Raw genomic sequence first — 19,965 nt, forward strand, 5'->3', positions numbered from 1 at the left:
CTAACCTGTCATGATGCAGCTCGCGCGCTGGAAGTTCGTCCTCGTCACGGCGGCGGTCCTGTTTGGATTGCTGTTCGCCCTCCCGAACGTGCTGCCCGCCAGCGTGCGGGACTCCATGCCGGGTTTCCTGCCGCGCAAGACGTTGAACCTCGGACTCGATCTCCAGGGCGGCTCCTACCTGCTGCTCGAGGTCGACACCGGGGCGCTGCAGAAGGAAAAGGTCACCAACCTCCTCGAGGACGTCCGCAAGACCCTCCGTGACGAGCAGATCGCGTTCACGAACCTCGTCGCGACCCCGGCCGGTGCGACGGTGCGGATCACCGACCCGGCCCGGATCTCGGACGCCTACGGCGTCATGACGCGCAAGCTGGTCCAGCTGACCAAGAGCAACCAGCCCGACCTTCGCCTGACCCGTAGGGATGACCAGCAGATCGAGCTGGTCTTCCCGGAAGCGGCGCTGTCGGAACAGGCCGCCTCGGCGGTGGAACAGTCCATCGAGATCATCCGTCGCCGCGTCGACGAACTTGGCACGCGCGAACCGGCGATCACCCGCCAGGGCACGAACCGGATCGTTCTCCAGGCGCCGGGCGAGAGCGACCCCGAAAAACTCAAGGCCGTCATCGGCCAGACGGCCAAGCTGACCTTCCAGATGGTCGACACCAGCGTGACGGTTCAGGAAGCCATGGCCGGCCGCCTGCCGCCAGGCTCCGAAATCCTGCCCAGCACCGACCGCTACGCCCAGGCCTACGTCGTGCGCCGCCGGGTCGACGTGTCGGGCGACATGCTGACCAACGCCCAGCAGGTCAACGATCCGCAGACGGGCGCCGTGCAGGTCTCCTTCCGCTTCAACGGACAGGGCGCCCGGCGTTTCGCCGAGGTGACCAGCAAGAATATCGGCAAGCCCTTCGCCATCGTCCTGGATGGCAAGGTGATCTCGGCGCCGAACATCCAGTCGGCCATCACCGGCGGCAGCGGCGTGATCACCGGCAGCTACACGGTGGAGTCGGCCAACGAGCTGGCGATCCTGCTGCGCGCTGGCGCCCTGCCGGCCCCGCTCAAGGTCGAGGAACAACGCACCGTCGGCGCCGAACTCGGCGCGGACGCGGTCGAGGCCGGCAAGATCTCCACGGCGGTCGGCTTCACCGCCATTCTGGTGTTCATGCTGCTCGCCTACGGCGGCCTGTTCGGCGGGATCTCCGTGATCGCGCTGATCGTCAACGGCCTGCTGATTATCGCGGCGATGAGCGCCACCCAGGCGACGCTGACGTTGCCCGGCATCGCCGGCCTGATCCTGACCCTTGCCGTGGCCGTCGACGCCAACGTGCTGATCTATGAACGGATGCGGGATGAGGTGAGGGCGGGGAGACCGCTTGTCACCGCCATGGACGCGGGTTTCTCGCGCGCCATGGAGACCATCATCGACGCCAACCTGACCACGCTGCTGGCGGCGCTGATCATGTTCTTCTTCGGCGCGGGTCCGGTTCGCGGCTTCGCCTGGACGCTGTCGATCGGCGTGTTCACCTCGGTGTTCACGGCGGTCGTGGTGACCCAGCTTCTGCTGGCCATGTGGTTCAAATACACGCGTCCCAAGACGCTGCCGATCGCGTGAGGAGCGCCCAATGACCTTCTGGCCTCTGATCAAGATCCTGCCGGTGAAGACGAACTTCCGGTTCGTGGACTTCGCCAAATACGCCGGCGCCCTCTCCATCGTGGCGGCGATCGCCTCGCTGGCGCTGGTGCTGATTCCGTTCAAGGGCCCCTGCGGCGGCCTGAACTGCGGCATCGACTTCAAGGGCGGCACCGTCCTCGAATTCAGCACCGCCCCCAAGACCGTCGACCTGGCGAAGGTGCGCGCGGCCCTCGCCGAGCGGGAGCTGGGTGAGTTCCGCCTTCAGGCCTTCGGCGACAACACCGGCGCCATGGTCAGCTTCCAGAACCCGCCGGGACGCGACGCCAACGCCGCGAAATCCGAGATCCGCCAGGAGATTGAGCGGGCGCTCGGGTCGGTCAAGTTCACCAACGACGCCACGGTCGGCGCCAAGGTTTCCGGCGAGCTGTTCACCAGCGGCATCCTGGCCCTGCTGGTCGCGATCGCGCTGATGCTGGTCTACATCTGGTTCCGGTTCGAGCTGCAGTTCGGTCTCGGCGCCGTCGTCGCCCTGTTCCACGACGTGCTGCTGACATTCGGTCTGATCGCCGTCACGAAGATGGAGTTCAGCCTGACGACCATTGCCGCGATCCTGACGATCATCGGCTATTCGATGAACGACACGGTGGTCGTGTTCGACCGCCTCCGCGAGAATCTGCGCAAGTACAAGAAGATGCCCCTGCGCGAGGTGATCGATCTGTCGATCAACGAGACCCTGTCGCGGACCATCATCACCGGCCTCACGGCGGTGCTGGCGCTCGGCGGCCTGGCGGTGTTCGGCGGCGAGGCCCTGTTCGGCTTCTCGGTGATCATGATGTTCGGTATCGCGCTGGGCACCTATTCCTCGATCTATGTCGCCGCTCCGGTGATCCTGCTCTGGGGCGTCAAGCGCGGCGAGGAAGAGGCGACGCCGATCAAGTTCGGCGCGGCTTCGCGGCCCTGAGGTCAAGTGTGAGGCAGCCTCCGTCCATCGACGCCTGGGGCGGCGGCGGCTTTCGCGTCGCCGGTCTATGGCGGCCGGGCTCGCTGCTGATCCTGGACGACGTGGCGCGGGACTGGTCAGCGACCAGCCTCGCGGCCCTGACGCCCGACGCCTTCGCCGATGTGCTGGCCAACCGTGACGCGGTCGAGTTTGTGCTGCTCGGCACGGGGCTCACGCCCGGCCTGCCGTCCCGCGAGGTTCGCGACGCCCTGAAGGCCGCGGGCGTCGGGCTGGAGTTCATGGCTACAGAGGCCGCGGCCCGCACCTACAACATCGTCGCCTCCGAAGGCCGGCGGGTGGCGGCGGCGCTCATCGCCGTATGATCGGCAAACGGTTTACCCGCCGGGCCGAACCGGCCTATAGCTGACCGCCAGGGTAGGACTCTTCTGAGGGGCTTTTCGATGATCGCCGGACTTCTTTCCAATTTCCGCAACACCATCATCCTCAGCGTCACACTGGCGCTGGTGATGATCTTCGTGTTCTTCCAGCACCATGGCGCGCTCGACGCGACCTTCTGGCAGGCCGTGCTCCGGTGGGCGCACACCTTCTGCGGCATCCTGTGGATCGGGCTGCTGTACTATTTCAACTTCGTCCAGATCCGGAAGATGCCGGAGATCCCGGCCGAGCTGAAGCCGGCCGTCTCCAAGTACATCGCCCCCGAGGCGCTGTTCTGGTTCCGCTGGGCCGCGCTGGCCACGTGGGTGCTGGGCGTGATCCTCGCCTGGAACCGCGGCTATCTGGTCGAGGCCTTCACGCTCGGCGCCACGGAAGGCTTCGAGGTTCCGAGCCACATCATGATCGGCATCGGCATGTGGCTGGCCACGATCATGTTCATCAACGTCTGGGGCGTGATCTGGCCGAACCAGAAGATCGCCCTCGGCATCAAGGAAGCCGATGCCGACGCCAAGGCCAAGGCGGCGAAGACGGCGATGCAGTTCTCGCGCATCAACACGCTGCTCAGCATCCCTATGCTGACGGCCATGACCATGAACCAGACGCTGTTCGGCTAGTCTCCGGGCGACGAAAAGAGGGGAGGGGCCTGCCGGCTGGCGGGCCCCTCTTCGTTTGAGGCGATGACCGAAGATCTCGACGCCCTTGTCCGCCGGGTTGATCCCGACCGCTGGTTGTCCAGCCGCTTCGTCGCGGATGAAGCGGCGCGCGCGGACCTGATCGCGCTTTACGCCCTCGACCATGAACTGACGCGTATCCCGCAGATCGTCAGCGACCCGCTGATGGGTGAGATCCGCATGACCTGGTGGCGCGAAGGGCTTGAGGAAATCGCGGAAGGCAAGCCGCCGCGCTCCCATCCCGTCTTGCAGGCGGTCGCTGACGGCGCCATCCCCGCTGCGGCGCTGGCGGCCTTGGCCGAGGCGCGTCTGGGCGATCTGGACGGCGCGAAGACCGGGGCGGCGGCCCTTGCTCACGCCGACGCCACCGAGGGCCTGCTGATGGCCCTGGCCGCCCGCCGGCTGTCGAAGGCCGCGACGGCCGACCAGGTGAAACAGGCCGCCCGCGCGACGGCGCTAGCCCGGGCGGATGCGCCCGCCGCCCTGACGGCCCTGAAGGCCGCCCGGGCCGAGCTTGCGGGTCTGCCCGTGGCGGCCTTTCCCGCCGTGGCGCACGCAACGCTGGCGGGGCCCTACGCTCGAGGCCGCCAGCCGGGGGATCTGGAAAAACGCCTGCGCCTGTTCCTCGCCGTTCTGCGCGGGACGGTCGGCTAGGCTGCCGCCGGGTGAACTGGCGCGGCCCGCCGGGATCGGCATAAGCTCTCCGCAACAAGCAAACGGGGAGCGACAACGATATGGCCGAAGGATTTGCACAGGACCGGTTCGCCGCGGTCCGGACGGCCTTTGAGGCCAACCTCGCCAACGGGACCGACGTCGGCGCCTCGTTCTGCGCGACGCTGGAGGGGGAAGCCGTCGTCGACCTCTGGGGCGGCTTTGCCGACGAGGAAAAGACCCGGCCGTGGGAGCAGGACACGATCATCAACGTCTACTCGACGACCAAAACGATGACCGCCCTGACCGCCCTGTTGCTGGCCGATCGCGGCGAGCTCGACTTCGATGCGCCCGTCGCCCGCTACTGGCCGGAGTTCGCCGCCAACGGCAAGGATGCGGTCAAGGTCAGCCACCTGATGAGCCACAGCGCGGGGCTGTCGGGCTGGAAGGAGCCGATCACCACCGAGGATCTCTACGACTGGGACAAGGCGACGTCGCTGCTGGCGGCGCAGGCGCCCTACTGGGAGCCGGGTACGGCGCCCGGCTATCACGCCCTGACCCAGGGCTATCTGGTCGGAGAGGTTGTCCGCCGTATCGCCGGCAAGTCGCTGGGCGCCGTGTTCCACGACGAGATCGCCGGACCGCTGGGCGCCGACTTCCACATCGGCCTGCCCGCATCTGAAGACGGTCGCGTCGCCGATCTGATTCCGCCGCCGCCCGGCGTGGGGATCTCGGACGGCGTCCAGACCGAGCTGCAGAACAACATGTCCCACAATCCCGGGATCGACGTCCGGGCGACGCGTACGCGCGCCTGGCGCGGCGCAGAGATCCCGGCGGCCGGCGGAACGGGCAACGCCCGCTCGATCGCCAAGGTGCACACAATCCTCGCCAACGGCGGCGTTTCCGGCGGCAAGCGCTTCATGTCCGAGGCCGGCTGCCGCAAGGCGCTCGAGCTGCAGATCGAGGGAACGGACCTGATCCTCGGCACGCCGGTGCGGTTCGGCATGGGCTTTGGCCTGGCCGGCGGCATGGTGCCGCTGCCCAGCCCCAACAGCTTCTTCTGGGGCGGCTATGGCGGCTCGCTGGTGATCATCGACATGGATGCCCGTACGACCTTCGGCTACGCGATGAACCGCATGGCCGGCACGACCACGGGCGACATGCGTGCCCTCGGGCTGTCAGTGGCCATGTGGCAGGGGCTCGGTCTGATCCCTTCCTGACCCGCCTCACAAACGAACAGGGCGGACGCCGCATTGCGACGCCCGCCCTTTTTCTTGCCCGCTGAGGCGGTGACTACGGCGCGGTGTGGGCGTTCAGCCAGCCGAGCACCTCGTCGTGCCACTGCACCGAGTTCTGCGGCTTGAGCACCCAGTGGTTCTCTTCCGGGAAGTACAGCAGCTTGCTCTCCACGCCCTTGCGCTGAAGGGCGGTGAAGGTCGCGATGCCCTGCTCCAGCGGCACGCGGTAGTCACGACCGCCGTGGATGACCATCATCGGCACGGTCCAGTTCGCTACATGGTCGGCCGGATTGAACGTCGAATAGGTCGTGCCGGGCGTCCAGGGCGTGCCGCCGTTCTCCCATTCGCTGAACCAGAGCTCCTCGGTCGAATAGGCCATGAAGCGGCTGTCGAAGATGCCGTCGTGGTTGACCAGGCACTTCCACGGCTCTTTCCAGTTCCCGGCGATCCAGTTGACCATGAAGCCGCCGTAGGAGCCGCCCAGCGCGCAGGCGCGGCCGCCGTCGAGGAAGCTGTAGGACTGCAGGGCGTAGGCCCAGCCCTTCTGCAGGTCTTCCAGCGGACGGTCGCCCCAGTGCTGGCTGATCGAGTCGGTGAAGGCCTGCCCGTAGCCGGTCGAGCCGTGGAAATCGATCATCACCACGGCGTAGCCGGCGCCGGCGTAGGTCTGGGCGTTCCAGCGATAGTGGAACAGGTTGCCGAAGCTGCCCTGCGGGCCCCCGTGGATCAGGAAGGCGACCGGGTACTTCTTGTTCGGATCGAAGCCGACCGGCTTGACCAGATAGCCGTGCACGGTCTCGCCGTTCCAGCCCGGGAAACTGAACTGCTCGAAGTCGCCGAACTCGACACCGGCCAGCTTGTCGGCGTTTGCGTTGGTCAGCTGGACGGGCTTGCCGCCCTTCAGGCCGATCATGAACACCTGTGCCGGACCGGCCAGGGTGTCCTGAGTGTAGACGATGCCCTTCTTGCTGACGTCGAAGGCGCTGACATGGCCGGGGCCGGTCAGCGGCGTGACCTTGCCGGACTTTACGTCGATGGCGAACAGACGCGTCTGACCCACGTCGCCGGCCGTGGCGTAGAGGGTCTTGCCGTCCGGCGACCAGGCAAGCGTGTCAGCCGAACGGTCCCAGTCGGCGGCCAGGGCGCGCGCCTGACCGGTCGCCTCGTCCCGGATCATGATCTGCCAGCGGTCGGCCTCGAAGCCGGGGCGCTTCATGGCGCGGTAGGCGCCCAGCTTGCCGTCCGGCGAAATGACCAGGCCGGTGTCCCAGGCCTTGTTCGCCTCGGTGACGTTCTTCGGCGCGGCGCTCCCGTCGGCGGGCGCGACATACAGGTCGAAGTTGGTGCTCCACGGCTCGGTCGTTCCGGCGAGACGCGCCGAGAAGGTCACCTGCTTGCCGTCCGGCGAGAAGGTGAACTCTGACTCATCGCCGAACGGCTTGGACGGCGCGTCGCCGTCGAAGCCTTGCATGATGGCGACGGGGTTGTCGGCGTGGATGCCTTTTTCGTCGAAGGTCAGAACGAACAGGTGATTGCGCTTGCCGTCCGCCCACTCGTCCCAGTGGCGGATGAACAGCTTGTCGTAGACCACGCCCGTGGTCTTCTTCGCGGCGCGGGCGGCATCGCGATCAGCCGTGCATTGCAGGGTCGGGCAGTCCGGGAACACCGCCATGGCGACGGCCAGGGTCTTGCCGTCGGGCGACGTCTTGAAGCCCCCCACATCGAACGGCAGCTTCGTGACCTGGCTGGCGCCCGCCGCGGCGACGTCGGCGCGCCAGACCTGCATCGAGCCGCTGCGCGAGGACAGGAAATAGATGCTGTGGCCGTCGGCGCCCCAGCGGGCGCTGGAAACGCCGCCGCCGGTGGAGGCGTCCAGCATGCGCGGCGCGGCGGGCGTCTTGCCCGACAGGTCGATCAGCCACAGCTCGCTCTTGGCCCTGTTGGCGTCGTAGTCGGCCACGCGGCGCGAATAGAGGACGAACCGGCCGTCCGGCGAGACCCTCGGATCGCTCAGACGGTCGAGGGTGACCATGTCCTTTGCGGTGAACGGGCGCGCATCTGCGGCGGAACTGATCGACAGCGCCAGGACGCCGGCGGCGATCAGGCGAAGCATGGTCTTCATAGGGGCGTTTCCCGGCGGATCGTTGCTCAACAGGGCGGGCACCCTACGGGCGTCATGCCGTCCGCGCCAGTAGCGGGGGCAGCAATTTCCGCGGGGCCGGATCTACTCGGCGGCCGCCAGGACGCTCCCCGTCAGCCAGCCCTCGAGATCGTTCAGCGCCCGCTCGCTCATCAACCGCTTCTTGGCCCGGCCGCGATCCTGGGGATGCAGCTTGCGGCCCTCGGCGTCCTGGCGCGGCGCCTCCATCGGCGGGAGCAGGCCGTAGTTGATGTTCATCGGCTGGAAGCTCGCCTTGGGACCTTCGAGGAAGCCGCCGGTGATGTGGGTCGCCAGGGCGCCCAGGGCGGTTGTCGCCGGCGGCAGATCGATCGGCCGGCCCAGCCGCTCGGCGGCGGCGAGCCGTCCGGTGAGCAGACCGAGCGCGGCGCTTTCCACATAGCCCTCGACTCCCGTCACCTGTCCGGCGAAGCGCAGGCGCGTGTCGGCCTTCAGCCGGAGCTTCTCGTCCAGCAGGCGCGGGCTGTTGACGAAGGTATTGCGGTGCAGGCCGCCGAGCCGGGCGAACTGGGCGTTCTCCAGGCCCGGGATCATGCGGAAGATGTCGGTCTGGGCGCCGTGCTTCAGCTTGGTCTGGAAGCCGACCATGTTCCACAGGGTGCCGAGCGCATTGTCCTGGCGCAGCTGGACGATGGCCCAGGGCTTGACGGTCGGGTTGTGGGCGTTGGTCAGGCCGACCGGCTTCATCGGACCGTGGCGCAGGGTTTCACGTCCGCGCTCGGTCATCACCTCGATCGGCAGGCAGCCGTCGAAGTAGGGCACGTTCTCCCAGTCCTTGAACTCGGACTTTGGCCCGGCCAGCAGGGCGTCGATGAAGGCGTCGTACTGCTCGCGGTCCATCGGGCAGTTGATGTAGGCCGCCGCGTCGCCGCCCGGGCCTTCCTTGTCATAGCGCGACTGCCGCCAGGCCTTGCTCATGTCGATCGAGTCGAGGTGGACGATCGGGGCGATGGCGTCGAAGAAACTCAGGGCATCCTCGCCCGTCAGGGTCAGGATCGCTTCGGCCAGGGCCGGGGAGGTGAGGGGGCCGGTGGCGATGATCACGCTGTCCCAGTCCGCCGGCGGCAGGCCGGTGATTTCCTCGCGCACGATGGTCACCAGCGGATGGGCCTCGATGCGGGCGGTGACTTCGGCCGAGAAGCCGTCGCGGTCCACCGCCAGCGCCCCGCCGGCCGGCACCTGATGCTTGTCGCCGCTTGAGAGGATGATCGAGCCGCATCGGCGCATCTCGGCGTGCAGCAGGCCGACCGCGTTGTACTGCCAGTCATCCGACCGGAAGGAGTTCGAGCAGACCAGTTCGGCCAGCCCGTCCGTCTGGTGGGCGTCGGTGCGCACGCCGTCGCGGCGCATCTCGTGGATGATGGCGGGAACGCCGGCCTCGGCCAGCTGCCAGGCGGCTTCGGATCCAGCGAGGCCGCCGCCGATAACGTGAACAGGTTTCATGGTCATGGCGGACAGATAGGCCCAAGCGGGCCGCCGGCAAAGCGGCCAAGGTGGCGCGGATGCGGAAACTGTGATGGTCTTCAAGCTTAACGCGGCGCGGGGAGGCGTATCGTGGTCAGACTTGATGTTGTTAAGGCGGCCTTTTCAGGGTTCGGCGTCATCGGGCGCAACCCGATGGCCGTTCTGGTCTGGGCGTTGTTCGTGGGCGTTGTCGGCTTCCTGCCGGCGTTCGCGCTCTTCGGCGGCATCTTCAGTACGGTCACCGAGCTCATCGCCGCTGACCAGCGCGGTGTGGAGCCGACGCCGGAGATGGTCATGCCCATGCTGGGCTCGATCTTCGCCCTGCTTCCGGTGCTGATGCTGTCGGGACTGGTCATGCGGGTCGTGCTGACGGGCGCGATCTACCGCGCGGTGCTGTTTCCCAAGGACTCCGGCTGGTTCTATCTGCGTCTGGGCGCGCGTGAACTGTGGCTGGGGCTGCTGTTCATCGTTGTCGGCATCGTCGGCTTCGCCCTGGGCATGGTGATGATGGCGGTGGTCGTGCCGCTGATCTTCGTGGCCGGCCAGAATGCCGATCCGCTGGTCCAGATGGTGATGCTGCGCGTCGCGATGCTGCCGGTGTACGGCGTCATGATCTTCCTCTTCGTCCGGTTCTGCCTGGCGTTCCCCATGACGTTCGCGGATTCGAACTTCCGCCTCATGGAGTCGTGGTCGCTGACGCGCGGCAACAGCTGGCGTCTCGTGCTGGTGATCCTGCTGCTGGTCGCCCTGGTGATCGTCGCCGAGATCATTCTGGGCCTCATCATCCTGGCCGCGGTGGCGGCAGTGATCGGCGCGGGCGCGATGAAGGGCGACTGGAGCGAAGAGCGGATCGTCGCCTTCTTCAGCCAGGATCCGTCGGTCTGGTTCCAGTCACTGCTGCCGTGGATCATCGGCGGCAGTGTGATCGCCTGTATCCTCACGGTGCTGATGGCGGTGATCTTTACCGCGCCCTGGGCGGATGCGTATCGGCAGCTGCGTGGTAGCCCCGACGGCGTGGCCTGAGGGACACGCCGGCCGGCCTTCTTCCGTGGGCCGCAAATCCGGTCGCCAGACGGCGCGAAGCAGGGTTTAACCCGGTCAGGAACTAGCCGCGCTCCTGGCGCGAGGGGTCGCATGTCGCAGGCGCGTTTTTCGGTTCAGTCGGCGGTTTCCGCAGGCTTGACCTTCTGGCGCGCCAACGTCCTGAACGTGGCGGGCCCGCTGATCATCGCCGTCGCGGCCCTGGCGGCGATCACCACGGCCGGAAACGCCCCGATCGGACTGCTGGCCTGGATCATCTATGGCCTTGCCGGCTCCGTGACGGCGGCGGCCTGCTATCGCATCGCCCTGGTCGGACCTGCGCCGGCGCTGGAGGGGCAGCGCGGCCCCCTGGGACTACAAGTCCGTGGGCTGGAATTGCGGCTCGTCGCGATCGGTCTGATGACGACCTTCCTGTTCGCGCCGATCGTCCTGATGGCGGGCGCGACGCTAGACTTTGTGTTCGCCCGGTTCTCCCTCGCCTCGGCCGTGGCCTCCTCGCCGGAGGGCTTCTTCAGCGTCATGAGCCCCGCAGGGCAGGGCGCCTTTATCGTCACCGCGATGATGACCCTGGGCGTGCTGCTGGTCCTGGATGCGGCGCTTGCCCTGGCCGCGCCATCGACGGCGGTGGATGGCCGCCTGCGCTTCCTGTCGAGCTTCAGGCGGACGCGCGGCTCGGTCCTGCGCATCCTCTTTGCGACCCTGGTGATCCGCGCGCCCCTGATTGCGATGCAGAGCCTGGCGACGCTTTACGTCGATCTTGCCGACGCGCCGGGTGCGATGCACTGGATCCAGTTGGGGATCGGTGTTGTCTCGACCTGCTTCTACCTTCCAATTTCGGTCGGCATGATGTCTTACATCTACCTGCGCCTGCGGGAGGGCGAACCCGAATGAAGCTGTCGCCGACCGATACGGCCTTCGAGGGCTTTCGCATCATCCGGGCGCGACCCGGGCTCGTGCTGGCCTGGACGGGCTTTTACCTGCTGGCCCTGCTGGCCATGATCCTGATCCTGCTGCTGCCGAACCTCGGCAACCTCGCTGCTGTCGAGGCGACGGGCGCGCAACGGGACTTCAGCGAACTGCTCGCGCGGTTCGGGACGCCGATCCTGATCATCTTCCCGATGGCCGTGGTCATGCAGATCATGCTGGTGACGGCCGTCTATCGCACCGTGCTGACGCCGGACGACAAGGGCTTCGCGCACCTCAAGATCAGCGCGGACGAACTGCGGATGTTCCTCGTCAGCCTGCTGGTGATCTTCATCTTCGCTCTGGCAAGCGGCCTGTATGGCGCCGCCGTGGTGATTGCGGCGAACGCCTCAGGCGGCCTGCATGGCGCCGTGACCTTTGTCGGCTCACTCGGCGGCGTCGCGCTGCTGGGATGGCTGGCCGTACGGCTCGCGCTGGCGGGGGTGATGACCTTCGCCGAGCACCATTTCCGGCTCGTGGAGGCCTGGCGGCTGACCAAGGGCCAGTTCTGGCGGCTTCTGATGACCCTCGGCCTGACGATCCTCTACGCCATCCTGATGGTCATCGCGGCCCTGACACTCGGGCTGATCCTGGCCAGGCTGACGGGCGGCCTGTCGCTGATGGGGGCGCTGGCCAGCCCGGACCTGACCAACATCACGCCGATGCTGGCGGTCCGGCTGCTGGCCGAACTGCTGCTGCAGATGGCGCTGCAGGCCCTGCTGATCGTGCTGGTGTTCGTGATCTTCTATGCGCCGCCGGCGGCCGCCTACCGTGAGCTCAAGGCCGCGGCCGCCGACTAGGCCGAGGCGCTTGGCCGGGTCGACACCCGCTCGTGCCAGGCGTGCAGGTGCGGCGTTTCAGGCGGCAGCTCCAGGCCTGTGAAGGCCGCGAAGTCGACCGTCGACTGGGCGCAGATGTCGGCCATGGAATAGGTGTCGCCGGCCAGGAAGGGCCGGCCGTCATCCATGTCCCTGTCCAGCCACTGACAGACCCGCGCATAGGTTTCGCGGTTCGACTCGCCGAAATCCTTGAACTGGGTCAGCAGCGCGGCCGTCAGCGGATGGGCGTGACGCCAGAACATGCCGACCGGAGTCATCAGCTGAAACTCAACCCGGCGGATCCACATGTCGATCAGGGCCTGTTCGACCGCGGTGGTTCCGAACAGCGCCGGCGTCGGATGAACGCTTTCCAGATAGCGGCAGATCGAGACGCTTTCGGAGATCGACACGCCGTCGTCGAGCACCAGCGTCGGCACCTGGCCGAGCGAGTTTCGGGCGCGATGTTCGGGTGACTTGTGCTCGCGTTCGCGCATGTTCACGCGCGTCTCGGGAAGGTCGATGCCCTTCTCGGCGATGAAGATGCGCACCCGGCGCGGATTCGGCGCTGGGTTGCGCTCTCCATACAGGATCATGTCAGACGATCAGCCGCCGCAGGGGTTGGTCGCGCAGGTGGTCAGGCCGCCGCGCTGCGAGGCTTCCAGGTCCTGACGGTCCTGGCGTGCGCGGGCTTCCCATTCGGCGCGGGTCATGCAGATGCGGCTGGGCACGCGGGTGCCGATCACCGGGCTGGTCTTGCAGATGCGGGCGTTCGGGTCCTTCTTCGACGAAGGCGGCGCAGTGGGGGCGGGCACGGCGGTCGGGTTCGTCGAGGCCGGCGTCGTCTCCTCAGCCGCGACAACGGCGGTGGCGACGGAGGCGGCGGCGAAAAGCGTAAGAAGAAGAACCTTCACAGGGACCCCCTTGGGGAAGAAGCAAGCGGATCGGGATCTCGTCACCAACCCAGATGATCAACAAAAGAGCACGACTGGCCGGCTGTGTCATCGTTCTGATGTCGCTCGGCGGTCGAGCGCGACGATTTTGCTCAACCTTGCGGCGCCGGAGCCTCGCTTGCCTCGCGCCGCGCGGAATGCTCCCCTTGTGACCGTCCAGTCGGGACAAGCGGTGTGAGGGATTCATGTTTTCAGCGTCGGATGCGGCCTTCAGCGGGTTCAGGGCAGGGCGGGAGCACGCCCGGGCCGCACTGATCTGGATGGTGGCGTTCGGTCTGACCTCGCTTGCGATGTTCCTGGCGGTGCTGACCAAGCTGTGGCCCGTCGTGACGGACCTCATGGCCCGCGGGCCTGGGGCGCAACTCAGCGAGGCGCAGGCGCTCGAGATCTCGGGCCAGTTCTGGGTGGCGGTGGCGCCCGTCATCGTGCCGTCCCTGTTGCTCAATGCGGTCCAGAGCGCGGCGGTGAATCGCATGATGCTGCGGCCGCAGGACAGCGCCTTCGGCTATATCCGGCTGGGCATGGACGAGGTTCGCCAGCTGGCGGTCCTGCTTCTGCTGGGACTCGTATCGGCCGCCCTGAACCTCCTCGGCAATGTTGCGCTCGACGGTCTCCAGGCGGGCGGCGCGGCCATCAGTCCGGTCCTCGGCGGAGCGCTGGGATTCGCCGGATTTGTTCTGGTCACCTGCTTTACGATCTTCGTCTCGGTGCGCCTGTCGCTGGCCAAGGCGCAGACATTCGCGACAGGGCGTATCTCCCTGCTCGGCTCCTGGCGGATGACCAGGGGTCACGTCTGGCCGATGCTGGGCGCCTATGTCCTGGCCATCGTGCTGGCGGCGATCGTCTGGGTCGCGGTCCTGTCGATCGCCATGCTGGCCGCCGCCCTGCTGGCCGGCGGCGCCGGCCCGGTGCAGCCGGCGAATGCGGGCGGGCTTACGGCGCTGCTTACGCCCCCCATGATCATCTTTCTGATGTTCGCAGTGATCGCCAGTCCGTTCCTGTCGATGATCCTGCTGTGTCCGGCGCCGGAAATCTATCGACGCCTCACCGCGGTCGCGCGCTAGGCGCGCTTGCGCTTCTCTCCGGCGCGGTCGCGGTGGCGCTTGAGCACCTCGGCGAGGTAGCGCCCCGTCCAGCTGCCGGCGATGCCGGCGACCTTCTCGGGCGTGCCGACGCCGACGATCTCGCCGCCGCCGTCGCCGCCCTCGGGCCCGAAGTCGATCAGCCAGTCGGCGGTCTTCACCACGTCCAGGTTATGCTCGATGACCACCACGGTGTTGCCCTGGTCGACCAGTTCGTGGAGCACCTCGAGCAGTTTCTTTGTGTCCTCGAAGTGCAGCCCCGTGGTCGGTTCATCGAGGATGTAAAGCGTCCGGCCGGTGGCCTTGCGGCTGAGCTCCTTGGACAGCTTCACCCGCTGGGCCTCGCCGCCTGAGAGGGTGGTCGCCTGCTGGCCGACGTGGATGTAGCCGAGGCCAACGCGCTTCAGCGTTTCCATCTTGTCGCGCACCGGCGGCACGACCTTGAAGAAGTCGGCGGACTCCTCGACGGTCATGTCGAGGATGTCGGCGATGCTCTTGCCCTTGAACAGGATCTCGAGCGTCTCGCGGTTGTAGCGTTTGCCCTTGCAGACGTCGCAGGTGACGTAGACGTCCGGCAGGAAGTGCATCTCGATCTTGATCAGGCCATCGCCCTGGCAGGCCTCGCAGCGGCCGCCCTTGACGTTGAAGCTGAACCGGCCCGGCCCGTAGCCGCGCGCCTTGCTCTCCGGCAGCTGGCTGAACCAGTCGCGGATCGGCTGGAACGCCCCCGTGTAGGTGGCCGGGTTCGACCGCGGCGTGCGGCCGATCGGGCTCTGGTCGATGTCGATGACCTTGTCGAAATTCTCCAGTCCCTCGATCTTCTCGTAGGGCGCCGGGGCGTCGCTGGCGTTGTTCAACCGGCGCGCGGCGGCCTTGTAGAGGGTCTCGATGGTGAAGGTCGACTTGCCGCCGCCGCTGACCCCGGTGATGCAGGTGAAGGTGCCGACCGGTATCTCCGCCGTCACGCCCTTGAGGTTGTTGCCCGTCGCGCCGGTCACGCGCAGCACATGCTTGGTCGAGATGGGCCGACGCTGTTCGGGCACGGCGATCTCGCGCACGCCGGACAGGTACATGCCGGTGACGCTCTTCGGGTTGGCCAGAATGTCGGCGGGCTTGCCCTCGGCGACGATATGGCCGCCGTGGATGCCGGCAGCCGGGCCCATGTCGATCACATAGTCAGCCGTCAGGATGGCCTCCTCGTCGTGCTCGACGACGAGCACCGAGTTGCCGAGGTCGCGCAGGCCCTGCAGCGACTGCAGCAGGCGGGTGTTGTCGCGCTGATGCAGGCCGATGGACGGCTCATCGAGGACATAGAGCACGCCGGTCAGGCCGCTGCCGATCTGGCTGGCCAGGCGGATCCGCTGGCTCTCGCCGCCGCTGAGGGTGCCCGAGCCGCGCGACAGGTTCAGGTAGTCCAGGCCGACGTCGACGAGGAACCGCAGACGGTCGGTGATCTCCTTCAGGATCCGCCGGGCGATCTCCATCTGCTTGTCGGAAAGCGTGTCCGACAGGGCCGCGAACCAGTCGCGGGCCGGGCGGATCGCCATAGCCGAGACCTCAGCGATGTTGCGCTCTGCGATCTTGACCGCCAGCGCCTCTGGCTTCAGCCGCGCACCGTGGCAGGAGTCACAGGGCGTGTCGGACTGGTAGCGGCCCAGTTCCTCGCGGACCCAGCTGGAATCGGTCTCGCGCCAGCGCCGTTCCAGGTTCGGCAACACGCCTTCGAACGGCTTGTTGACCTCGTATTTGCGGGCGTTGTCGTCGTAGACGAAGTGGATCTTCTCGGTCCCGGTGCCGTACAGCACGACCTTCTGCGCCTGCTCCGGCAGGCTGTGCCAGGGCGCGTCCATCGAGAAGTCGTAGTGGCGGGCCAGCGCCTGCAGGGTCTGGGTGTAGAGCGGCGAGGGGCCCTTGGCCCAGGGCGACACCGCGCCCTTGTGCAGGCTCTTGTCCTTGTCCGGCACGATCATGTCGGCGTCGAAGGCCAGCTTGGCGCCGAGGCCGTCACAGACCGGGCAGGCGCCGAACGGGTTGTTGAACGAGAACAGCCGCGGCTCGATCTCGCTGATGGTGAAGCCGCTGACCGGGCAGGCGAACTTCTCGGAGAACAGGATGCGCCGTGGCTCCTCGCCTTCGGCGGGCGCATCGGCCCATTCCGCCACCGCGATTCCGTCGGCCAGACGCAGAGCCTGTTCGATGCTGTCGGCGTAGCGCTGCTCCAGGCCGTTCTTCGTCACCAGCCGGTCAACGACCACGTCGATGTCGTGCTTGAACTTCTTGTCCAGCTCCGGCGCGTCCTCGATCGGATACAGCACGCCGTCGATCTTCAGCCGCTGGAAGCCGAGCTTGCGCCACTCGGCGATCTCCTTGCGGTACTCGCCCTTGCGGCCGCGCACGACGGGGGCCAGCAGATACAGCCGCTCGCCCTCGGGCAGGGCGGTCAGCTTGTCGACCATCTGGCTGACGGTCTGGCTCTCGATGGGCAGGCCGGTGGCCGGCGAATAGGGCACGCCCACCCGCGCCCAGAGCAGGCGCATGTAGTCGTGGATTTCGGTCACCGTGCCGACGGTCGAGCGCGGGTTGCGGCTGGTGGTCTTCTGCTCGATGGAGATGGCCGGCGACAGGCCCTCGATCAGGTCGACGTCCGGCTTGCTCATCAGTTCCAGGAACTGGCGCGCGTACGCGGACAGGCTCTCGACGTAGCGGCGCTGGCCCTCGGCGTAGATGGTGTCGAACGCCAGCGACGACTTGCCGGACCCCGACAGGCCGGTGATCACCACCAGCTCACCGCGCGGGATGTCGACGTTGACGTCCTTGAGATTGTGCTCGCGCGCGCCACGCACGCGGATGAAGTTCTGTTGTTCGGCCATGACCTGTCGGGAACGCTTCAGCCGGCCGAAGGGCGCGGCGGCAACCGTCATATGTAGCGCGCAGACTCGCGATTAACACAAGAACAATGTGCGAACGTCGGTCCGGGAGGTCGTGGTCGGGGGCCGTCTGGTGACATCCGGTGTCAGCAGGCGCTGCGCTTCGCGGTCACACCCGATCGATGCGGGCGGCGAAACAGCCGCGGCGGGCGTTATGCGCGTGCAGGTATGCGGTCCCCGGGGCGGCCATCATCCGCTCGATCAGCGGGATGGCGTCGCGTCCCTCGATGACGTCCGCGTCGATCATCATGTCCCGGTGGTCGTAGGCGCGAAGGGCCAGCAGCCGGTCGGCGAGGGCGGGCGGCAGGCAGTTCTCGAAGCGCGCCGGCGCGTCCGCCGCCTCGCGCACATAAATGGCGTGACAGGCGCGGTAGGGCGTGTCGACTGCCTGGTGTTCATGATTGAGCAGCAGGACCGTTTCGCCGGGTTCCGCGTCCACCAGGGAGATGCGGCAGGGAAAGCCCGGTTTGGCGTCGACCCGGAAGCGGATCGCGCCTGCGGCGGCCAGGGTGGCCTCGTCGGCGCCGAAGAGGGGTGCGAAGGGTTCGGGCGCGAGGCCGGTGACAACGAAGGACATGGGGGGCTCCTGCGAAAGTGTTCGCCGGGACCCTCGTCGAAGCGCGTGGTCGCCGCGACCCGGAACTTGCTGTTCCGCGATCAGTCGTCCCGACGGTACCGTTCGCCCACGCCCAGCATGACGCCGTTGTGGTTGGCGACGCCCAGTTCGAGGCTTTCGGCGATGTTGCGGGCGCGGGTCACGAAGTGGCGGGCGGCCGGCGGCGTGCAGAGCGCCTGCGCCGTCTCCTCGAACAGCGCCAGCCAGCGGTCAAAGTGCTGCGCATCGACCGGCAGCCGCATGTGTTTGGGCATCGGCCGGCCGTCATAAACACCGGTGGCCAGCGCGACCGACGACCAGAACCGCTTCATCTGCGCCAGATGCGGACCCCAGTCCGCGATCCTCGCGGCGAAGACGGGACCGAGCAGGGGGTCGGCCCTGACCCGGTCGTAGAAGCCCTCGACGAGGTCGGAGATGAGCGCCTCATCAATGCCGGTCGCGGCGCGGATTCGCGCCGACGCCTCGGCCCGGCGCGCCTCGGCCTCTTCGCGCGACAGACGCGGTCCGGCATCGGGGAAGGGAAGGCTGGTCACGGTCGGTTCCTGGTCACGGATCGCAGATAGGCTCCCGAGGCGGCGGCCGCCACTGTGCTGCATCAAGGCCGCGCGCTTCCGTCGCGGAGGGGAAGGGCCTATATTGCTCGCTCCTGGACCGGCCCGGTCACCGATGGAGGCTCCCATGATCGACAGGACGCAGAACCGCTTCGCCGCTTCCGCTGACCTGCTCGAGAGCCTTCATGTCGACCCTGCCGTACTTCACCCTGGACGCCGTCTCCGCCGCCACGCCTGACGGCCGCGTCCTCTTCGACACCCTGACCCTGGCCATCGGGCGGGAGAGAACCGGCCTGGTCGGTCGCAATGGCGTGGGCAAGTCCACCCTGATGCGGCTGCTGACCGGTGAGCAGGCGCCGGCGACCGGCGCCGTGACGCGGTCGGGCCGCGTCGGCGTCCTGCGCCAGACGCTGCAGCCGCCTCCCGGCGCGACCGTCGCCGACCTGCTGGAGGTCGCCGAGGCGCTGTCTGTCCTGGCGCGGATCGAGGCCGGCGATGGCGATGAGGCCGATCTGGACGTCGCGGACTGGACCCTGCCGGTGCGGGTGGAAGCGGCGCTGGCCGAGGTCGGCCTGGGCGGGCTCGCGCCGGAACGCCCGGCCGACAGTCTCAGCGGCGGCCAGCTCACCCGCGTCGCCCTGGCGGCGCTGCTGGTCGCCCGGCCCGACGTCATCCTGCTCGATGAGCCGACCAACAACCTCGACGTCGAGGCCCGGAGCTTCCTCGCGGCGTTCCTCGAGCGCTGGAAGGGCGGCGCCGTCGTCGTCAGCCACGACCGGGCGCTGCTCCGCCGGATGGACCGGATCGTCGAGCTCTCCGGCCTCGGCGCCAGGGTCTATGGCGGGAACTTCGATCTCTACGTCGAGCGAAAGACCGCCGAGCGCGCCGCGGCCGAGCGGGCGCTGAGCGACGCCGAGCGCGAGCAGGGCCGGATGGAACGCGACGCCCAGCAGGCGCGGGAACGCAAGGACCGTCGCGACTCCGCCGGCCGGCGCTACGCCGCGTCGGGCTCGGCGCCGAAGATCCTGCTGGGCGCCATGGCGGAGCGCGCGGAGCAGAGCGGCGGTCGCGGCGAGCGTCTGGCGGAACGACAGCGGGAGGCCGCCGCCGAGGCGCTGGACGCCGCCCGGACCCGCGTCGAGCAGGTGCGGACGCTGGCCTTCGGTCTGCCGTCCTCCGGGCTGGCGGCCGGCAAAACCGTGCTGGCCCTCGACGGCGTGACATTCGGCTACGGGCCGACGCCGGTGATCGAAGGCCTGTCCCTGCGGATCACCGGTCCGGAGCGGGTCGCGCTCACGGGGCCGAACGGGACGGGCAAGACCACCCTGCTGCGTCTGGCGGCCGGCGAGCTGCAACCGACGGCGGGAACGGTGATATTCGGCGCCAGGGCGGTGTTGCTGGACCAGAAGACCGCAATTCTGCGGGACGAGGAGACCGTCCTGGACGCCTTCCGCCGGCTCAATCCCGGCGCGACGGTCAATGACGCCCAGGCCGCGCTGGCGCGGTTCCTGTTCCGCAACACCGCCGCGCGGCAGATGGTGGGCGCGCTCAGCGGAGGGGAGCGACTGCGCGCGGCGCTGGCCTGCGTGCTGTCGTCCGCCCCGACGCCACAGCTGTTGATCCTCGACGAGCCGACCAACCATCTCGACCTCGCCTCCATTGAAGCTGTCGAGGCGGCGCTGTCGGCCTACGACGGCGCCCTGCTGGTAGTCAGCCACGATCCCGATTTCCTCCGGGCGATCTGTGTCACCCGCGAGGTCGTGCTGGCCCCAGGACTCTGACCGTCGC

At 67.8% G+C, this 19,965-nt stretch carries 18 protein-coding genes; 11 read left to right on the forward strand and 7 right to left on the reverse strand.

Annotated elements, in window-relative coordinates; genetic code table 11:
* The first annotated feature begins 10 nt into the window (after positions 1-10).
* The 6 genes from secD (at position 11) to AC3WJT_RS11565 (ending at position 5,568) form a co-directional block, all read left to right on the forward strand.
* Positions 11-1,609 carry a protein translocase subunit SecD gene (secD, locus tag AC3WJT_RS11540; RefSeq protein ID WP_492343261.1) on the forward strand — a complete coding sequence of 533 codons (1,599 nt, stop codon included), beginning with the start codon at positions 11-13 and terminating at the stop codon, positions 1,607-1,609.
* Between the two features lie 10 nt (positions 1,610-1,619).
* The gene (gene secF / locus AC3WJT_RS11545) at positions 1,620-2,591 is read left to right on the forward strand and encodes a protein translocase subunit SecF (RefSeq protein WP_492343262.1); all 972 of its coding nucleotides are present in this window, start codon (positions 1,620-1,622) and stop codon (positions 2,589-2,591) included.
* Positions 2,592-2,599: 8 nt separating this feature from the next.
* Complete coding sequence (locus AC3WJT_RS11550; protein ID WP_492343263.1) at positions 2,600-2,953, forward strand: Mth938-like domain-containing protein; 354 nt, start codon at positions 2,600-2,602, stop codon at positions 2,951-2,953.
* An 81-nt stretch (positions 2,954-3,034) separates the two neighbouring features.
* A complete protein-coding gene (locus tag AC3WJT_RS11555) occupies positions 3,035-3,640 on the forward strand; it encodes a urate hydroxylase PuuD (RefSeq protein WP_492343348.1) in 606 nt (201 codons plus the stop codon).
* Positions 3,641-3,703: 63 nt separating this feature from the next.
* Positions 3,704-4,351: a squalene/phytoene synthase family protein gene (locus AC3WJT_RS11560; RefSeq protein ID WP_492343264.1), complete on the forward strand. Its 648-nt coding sequence runs from the start codon at positions 3,704-3,706 to the stop codon at positions 4,349-4,351.
* 80 nt (positions 4,352-4,431) lie between these two features.
* Entirely contained in the window at positions 4,432-5,568 is a 1,137-nt protein-coding gene (locus AC3WJT_RS11565; RefSeq protein WP_492343265.1) for a serine hydrolase domain-containing protein, read from the forward strand.
* A 73-nt stretch (positions 5,569-5,641) separates the two neighbouring features.
* On the opposite strand, the gene AC3WJT_RS11570 is transcribed toward AC3WJT_RS11565, so the two are convergent.
* Together AC3WJT_RS11570 and trmFO are read right to left on the reverse strand one after the other, a co-directional pair.
* A complete protein-coding gene (locus tag AC3WJT_RS11570) occupies positions 5,642-7,708 on the reverse strand; it encodes a S9 family peptidase (protein ID WP_492343266.1) in 2,067 nt (688 codons plus the stop codon).
* A 102-nt stretch (positions 7,709-7,810) separates the two neighbouring features.
* Positions 7,811-9,214 carry a methylenetetrahydrofolate--tRNA-(uracil(54)-C(5))-methyltransferase (FADH(2)-oxidizing) TrmFO gene (gene trmFO / locus AC3WJT_RS11575; protein WP_492343267.1) on the reverse strand — a complete coding sequence of 468 codons (1,404 nt, stop codon included), beginning with the start codon at positions 9,212-9,214 and terminating at the stop codon, positions 7,811-7,813.
* Positions 9,215-9,319: 105 nt separating this feature from the next.
* On the opposite strand from trmFO, the gene AC3WJT_RS11580 reads away from it, so the two are divergent.
* The 3 genes from AC3WJT_RS11580 (at position 9,320) to AC3WJT_RS11590 (ending at position 12,033) form a co-directional block, all read left to right on the forward strand.
* Positions 9,320-10,252, forward strand: coding sequence for a hypothetical protein (locus AC3WJT_RS11580; RefSeq protein WP_492343268.1), 933 nt, complete (start codon positions 9,320-9,322; stop codon positions 10,250-10,252).
* 156 nt (positions 10,253-10,408) lie between these two features.
* A complete protein-coding gene (locus AC3WJT_RS11585) occupies positions 10,409-11,161 on the forward strand; it encodes a hypothetical protein (RefSeq protein WP_492343269.1) in 753 nt (250 codons plus the stop codon).
* Positions 11,158-12,033: a hypothetical protein gene (locus AC3WJT_RS11590; RefSeq protein WP_492343270.1), complete on the forward strand. Its 876-nt coding sequence runs from the start codon at positions 11,158-11,160 to the stop codon at positions 12,031-12,033. The genes AC3WJT_RS11585 and AC3WJT_RS11590 overlap by 4 nt, the downstream gene beginning before the upstream one ends.
* On the opposite strand, the gene AC3WJT_RS11595 is transcribed toward AC3WJT_RS11590, so the two are convergent.
* Both AC3WJT_RS11595 and AC3WJT_RS11600 read right to left on the reverse strand, forming a co-directional pair.
* Positions 12,030-12,644: a glutathione S-transferase family protein gene (locus tag AC3WJT_RS11595; protein WP_492343271.1), complete on the reverse strand. Its 615-nt coding sequence runs from the start codon at positions 12,642-12,644 to the stop codon at positions 12,030-12,032. The genes AC3WJT_RS11590 and AC3WJT_RS11595 overlap by 4 nt on opposite strands.
* 9 nt (positions 12,645-12,653) lie before the next feature.
* Entirely contained in the window at positions 12,654-12,962 is a 309-nt protein-coding gene (locus AC3WJT_RS11600) for a hypothetical protein (RefSeq protein ID WP_492343272.1), read from the reverse strand.
* A 224-nt stretch (positions 12,963-13,186) separates the two neighbouring features.
* Between AC3WJT_RS11600 and AC3WJT_RS11605 the strand changes: the two genes are divergently transcribed.
* Positions 13,187-14,065 (forward strand): hypothetical protein, encoded by an 879-nt coding sequence (locus AC3WJT_RS11605; protein ID WP_492343273.1) that lies wholly within the window; start codon positions 13,187-13,189, stop codon positions 14,063-14,065.
* Here AC3WJT_RS11605 and uvrA read toward each other — a convergent pair.
* From uvrA to AC3WJT_RS11620, 3 genes are all read right to left on the reverse strand, one after another.
* Entirely contained in the window at positions 14,062-16,953 is a 2,892-nt protein-coding gene (gene uvrA, locus AC3WJT_RS11610; RefSeq protein WP_492343274.1) for an excinuclease ABC subunit UvrA, read from the reverse strand. The two genes, AC3WJT_RS11605 and uvrA, sit on opposite strands and share 4 nt — an antisense overlap.
* Before the next feature lie 166 nt (positions 16,954-17,119).
* Entirely contained in the window at positions 17,120-17,587 is a 468-nt protein-coding gene (locus AC3WJT_RS11615) for a DUF1203 domain-containing protein (protein WP_492343275.1), read from the reverse strand.
* A gap of 80 nt (positions 17,588-17,667) precedes the next feature.
* Entirely contained in the window at positions 17,668-18,159 is a 492-nt protein-coding gene (locus AC3WJT_RS11620; protein WP_492343276.1) for a group III truncated hemoglobin, read from the reverse strand.
* Between the two features lie 203 nt (positions 18,160-18,362).
* On the opposite strand from AC3WJT_RS11620, the gene AC3WJT_RS11625 reads away from it, so the two are divergent.
* Positions 18,363-19,958, forward strand: coding sequence for an ABC-F family ATP-binding cassette domain-containing protein (locus AC3WJT_RS11625; RefSeq protein WP_492343277.1), 1,596 nt, complete (start codon positions 18,363-18,365; stop codon positions 19,956-19,958).
* Positions 19,959-19,965 lie beyond the last annotated feature (7 nt).

It is taken from the genome of Caulobacter sp. FW305-C-30-S16 (genome assembly GCF_058783025.1).

Bases quoted from the DNA above. Each gene is read 5' to 3' on its own strand.
- secD (WP_492343261.1), top strand. From the start codon at position 11: ATGATGCAGCTCGCGCGCTGGAAGTTCGTCCTCGTCACGGCGGCGGTC.
- secF (WP_492343262.1), top strand. From the start codon at position 1,620: ATGACCTTCTGGCCTCTGATCAAGATCCTGCCGGTGAAGACGAACTTC.
- AC3WJT_RS11560 (WP_492343264.1), top strand. From the start codon at position 3,704: ATGACCGAAGATCTCGACGCCCTTGTCCGCCGGGTTGATCCCGACCGC.
- AC3WJT_RS11565 (WP_492343265.1), top strand. From the start codon at position 4,432: ATGGCCGAAGGATTTGCACAGGACCGGTTCGCCGCGGTCCGGACGGCC.
- AC3WJT_RS11570 (WP_492343266.1), bottom strand. From the start codon at position 7,708: ATGAAGACCATGCTTCGCCTGATCGCCGCCGGCGTCCTGGCGCTGTCG.
- trmFO (WP_492343267.1), bottom strand. From the start codon at position 9,214: ATGACCATGAAACCTGTTCACGTTATCGGCGGCGGCCTCGCTGGATCC.
- AC3WJT_RS11590 (WP_492343270.1), top strand. From the start codon at position 11,158: ATGAAGCTGTCGCCGACCGATACGGCCTTCGAGGGCTTTCGCATCATC.
- AC3WJT_RS11595 (WP_492343271.1), bottom strand. From the start codon at position 12,644: ATGATCCTGTATGGAGAGCGCAACCCAGCGCCGAATCCGCGCCGGGTG.
- AC3WJT_RS11605 (WP_492343273.1), top strand. From the start codon at position 13,187: ATGTTTTCAGCGTCGGATGCGGCCTTCAGCGGGTTCAGGGCAGGGCGG.
- uvrA (WP_492343274.1), bottom strand. From the start codon at position 16,953: ATGGCCGAACAACAGAACTTCATCCGCGTGCGTGGCGCGCGCGAGCAC.
- AC3WJT_RS11615 (WP_492343275.1), bottom strand. From the start codon at position 17,587: ATGTCCTTCGTTGTCACCGGCCTCGCGCCCGAACCCTTCGCACCCCTC.
- AC3WJT_RS11625 (WP_492343277.1), top strand. From the start codon at position 18,363: ATGTCGACCCTGCCGTACTTCACCCTGGACGCCGTCTCCGCCGCCACG.